The organism is Paracoccus ravus (genome assembly GCF_004522175.1).
In the GTDB taxonomy this organism is placed as follows: Bacteria; Pseudomonadota; Alphaproteobacteria; order Rhodobacterales; family Rhodobacteraceae; genus Paracoccus; species Paracoccus ravus.
On record NZ_SDEB01000066.1, the window covers coordinates 1 to 3,067 of the forward strand.

At 62.5% G+C, this 3,067-nt stretch carries 4 protein-coding genes; 1 reads left to right on the forward strand and 3 read right to left on the reverse strand.

Annotated elements, in window-relative coordinates; all coding sequences use genetic code 11:
* The 3 genes from tnpC to ESZ60_RS20375 form a co-directional block, all read right to left on the reverse strand.
* On the reverse strand, nucleotides 1-1,456 hold a 1,456-nt coding region (gene tnpC / locus ESZ60_RS20365; RefSeq protein WP_245155806.1), incomplete at its 3' end, for an IS66 family transposase.
* 68 nt (nucleotides 1,457-1,524) lie between these two features.
* Nucleotides 1,525-1,878 carry an IS66 family insertion sequence element accessory protein TnpB gene (tnpB, locus tag ESZ60_RS20370; RefSeq protein ID WP_134682474.1) on the reverse strand — a complete coding sequence of 118 codons (354 nt, stop codon included), beginning with the start codon at nucleotides 1,876-1,878 and terminating at the stop codon, nucleotides 1,525-1,527.
* Nucleotides 1,879-2,026: 148 nt separating this feature from the next.
* Nucleotides 2,027-2,263, reverse strand: coding sequence for a transposase (locus ESZ60_RS20375; protein WP_134682475.1), 237 nt, complete (start codon nucleotides 2,261-2,263; stop codon nucleotides 2,027-2,029).
* Between the two features lie 634 nt (nucleotides 2,264-2,897).
* Here ESZ60_RS20375 and ESZ60_RS20380 point away from each other — a divergent pair.
* A partial coding sequence (locus ESZ60_RS20380) for a helix-turn-helix domain-containing protein (protein ID WP_245155807.1) occupies nucleotides 2,898-3,067 on the forward strand: 170 nt, incomplete at its 3' end.

The following is a 3,067-nucleotide window of genomic DNA, read 5'->3' on the forward strand; positions in this document are numbered from 1 at the left end:
TGAGAACGATGACATTATCGCGGCCCTTCGGCAGAAAGGACGCCCGCGTCACGCCACCACCCGAGATCAACTTCCAATGTTTCCAGATACTTGAAGAAGAGGGGCACAATGAATCACCGCTCGTGATGGGTCGGATCGTGCGCTCGACGGTGTTGCTGTCCAGTTCGACGCGGCCATCGGTCAGGAAGCGGCCGAGACCGTCGCGGTATCTGGCGATATAGGCCAGCGCCTCGCCCAGAGGCGACTTGGCGGACGCGCGGGCACGGTGATGGCTGAGCCAGGCATCGATGCAGGCCAGGATCGGGGCGGAGCGTTCTTGCCGCGCGGCGAGGCGTGTGGCGGGGTCGCTGCCGCGGATGTCGGCCTCGATGGCATAGAGATCGCGGATGAGGGCCACACCTTCCGCTGCAATCGGCGCGGAACCAGTGCGGGTGATCTCGATAAGCTTTCGGCGGGCGTGGGCCCAGCAATACGCTAATTGGATGTCCGGACCGCTCCGGTCCGGCGCGATCAGTCGGTTGTATCCGGCATAGCCATCGACCTGCAGAATGCCGCCAAAGCCCTGCAATATCTGTTCAGCATGTTGCCCGCCCCGACCAGGCGCATAGGTGAAGGCCACGCCCGGTGGCGCCGTGCCGCCCCACGGTCGATCATCGCGGGCCAGCGCCCAGAAGTATCCGGCCTTGGTCTTTCTGGCCCCCGGATCGAGGACCGGGGCGCGCGTTTCGTCCATGAACAGCTTGGTGGACCGCTTCAGATCGGCAAGCAGCGCATCGTGGACGGGGCGGAGTTCGAAGGCGGCGCGCCCGACCCAGTCAGCAAGGGTGGAGCGGTCGAGATCGACGCCCTGACGGCTGTAGATCTGGGCCTGACGATATAACGGAAGATGATCGGCGTATTTACTGACCAGCATATGTGCGACTGTGGCTTCGGTCGGTATGCCGCCGGGGATCAGTCGTGCCGGGGCTGGTGCCTGTGCCACGCCGTCGGTGCAGGACCGGCAGGCATATTTGGGGCGACGGGTGACGATGACGCGGAACTGGGCCGGGACGATGTCCAGCCTCTCCGAGACATCTTCCCCGATGCAGTGCAAACAGCCACCGCAGGCACAGATCAGGCTCTCGGGCTCGATCACCTCTTCGATGCGCGGCAGATGTTTGGGCAATGATCCGCGATTGGCAGCACGCGGCTTGGCCGGGCGTTTGACGGAGCGGTCCTCGGCATCCTCTTCGGCATGGATTGCGGCGATGGCCGTCTCCAGGTCTTCCAGCGCCAGTTCGAACTGGTCCGGATCGCTCTTCTCCGACCGGCGTCCGAAGGCTGCGTGTCTGAAGGCCGCGACCAGCTTCTCCAGCCGTTCGATGCGTTCGTCCTTGCGCAGGTTATGCGCCTCCGAGGCGATCAACATCGCCTTCAGCGTGGCAATTTCCTCAAGCAGATCAGCGGTCTCCGGCATGGCCACAGTCTATCACCCGCCACGGCCAACACCCGCAAAAAGCGCTGCCGGACCCAACAAAAACAGGCCTATTCCACCGCTTCCGGTGCCTTCGCTCCGACGGCCCGAACCCGTCGCCAATCCAGCCCGGCAAACAGGGCTTCGAACTGGGCGTGGTTCATCACCAGCAGCCCGTCCTTCACCGCAGGCCAGATGAAGCTGTGCTCTTCCAGCCGCTTGTAGGCCATCACGAGCCCGGTGCCGTCCCAGTAGAGCAGCTTCAACCGGTCCGCCTTCTTGGCGCGGAACACGAAGAGAGTGCCGGTGAACGGATCCTTGCGTAGCTCGTTCTTGACCATCGCAGCCAGGCTGTCATGGCCTTTGCGGAAGTCGATGGCCTTGGTCGCCACCATGATCCGCACGCGGTTCGACGGGAAGATCACGCGTCTGCCGTCAAGGCATGCGCCACGGACGCGATCCGCTCTGGTGAAGCGCCGACTTCCAGACGGATCACGACGGCCCCGAACGCAATCTCCGGGCCTGTTACAGCAGGACCGACGGAACGCGGAACATCATCTGCAGGCCCGAGCATCAGGGCCGCAAACTCGACCGGATCCTCCGGTGCTGGCAAACCAGCCGCCCCTTGCGCGCCAGCGTCCGCCACGACGAGATACGATTTGCCGGCAGGCCATGCCGCCGGGCAACATCGTTGACCGTAGCACCCGGAACCAGAGTTTCCGCCACAATCCGCGCCTTCACATCTTCAGGCCAACTCCGGTTCCGGCGCTTCGAACCGCCAACCGAGAGAACCTCCAATGCAGTCTCCATGGAGAACCTCCATCATCAAACAACAATGGATGCCAATGAGCCCATCAGAAAGCGCGCTGGAAGGTGGGGTTGGGACAGCGCTTACTGCGGGGGCAGGCTCGGGTTCGATCAGCGATTGCGACCGGACCCACGCTTCTAGAACGCTCTCCGCGCGCCTCCGTGGCGCCGCCAGAGGGCCTTCTCAGGTGTCCCGGCTACAGGGGTAGCTGAGATGACGAGAGGCCGTCTGTGAGCGATTTTTTTTTCCGCAACTTCGCGAAGTTAAGCGGTTGCCTCTGCGGATCTAATTGACGCGGAGTTCTAGCCTCGGCTTTTTGAATTTTGCGGCAGCGGGGGTTAACAAGGCGCATTGGACTGCGACCGGCCTTCAGGGAAGGGGTGGACGCTTTTTTGATATGTTACCGCACGTCGCTCGATACGACGCGCTCATTTGCTCCCGGAAAATTTTTGAAATTCGGGCGCACCAAAGTGAACCAACTCGGGCTGCCGTACTCGCATGACATAAATCCGATTATTCCACGTTGAGTTATAGCCGCAAAGGTAAAATGTCTCACATTGGCAATTCAGGAATGTCACAGTTTCCCGGCTGAAGCATCTGGGCCAGAGTCGGAGAACGGGCATGGGATGGGTGATGATGAGCGAACGTGACCTCAACCGGGCATCGGTCCTGCAGGACGTGACAGCGGGCCGGCTGCGGGCCACCGACGCGGCTGTCTTGCTCGACCTGAGCCGACGGCAGTTGCACCGCCTTCTGGCGCGGTTCCGTGCTGCGGGCGCGCCGGGTCTGGCGCACAAGGCGCGTGG

Coding starts and splice junctions, on each gene's coding strand:
- ESZ60_RS20375 (WP_134682475.1), bottom strand. CDS start 2,263: ATGGAGACTGCATTGGAGGTTCTCTCGGTTGGCGGTTCGAAGCGCCGG.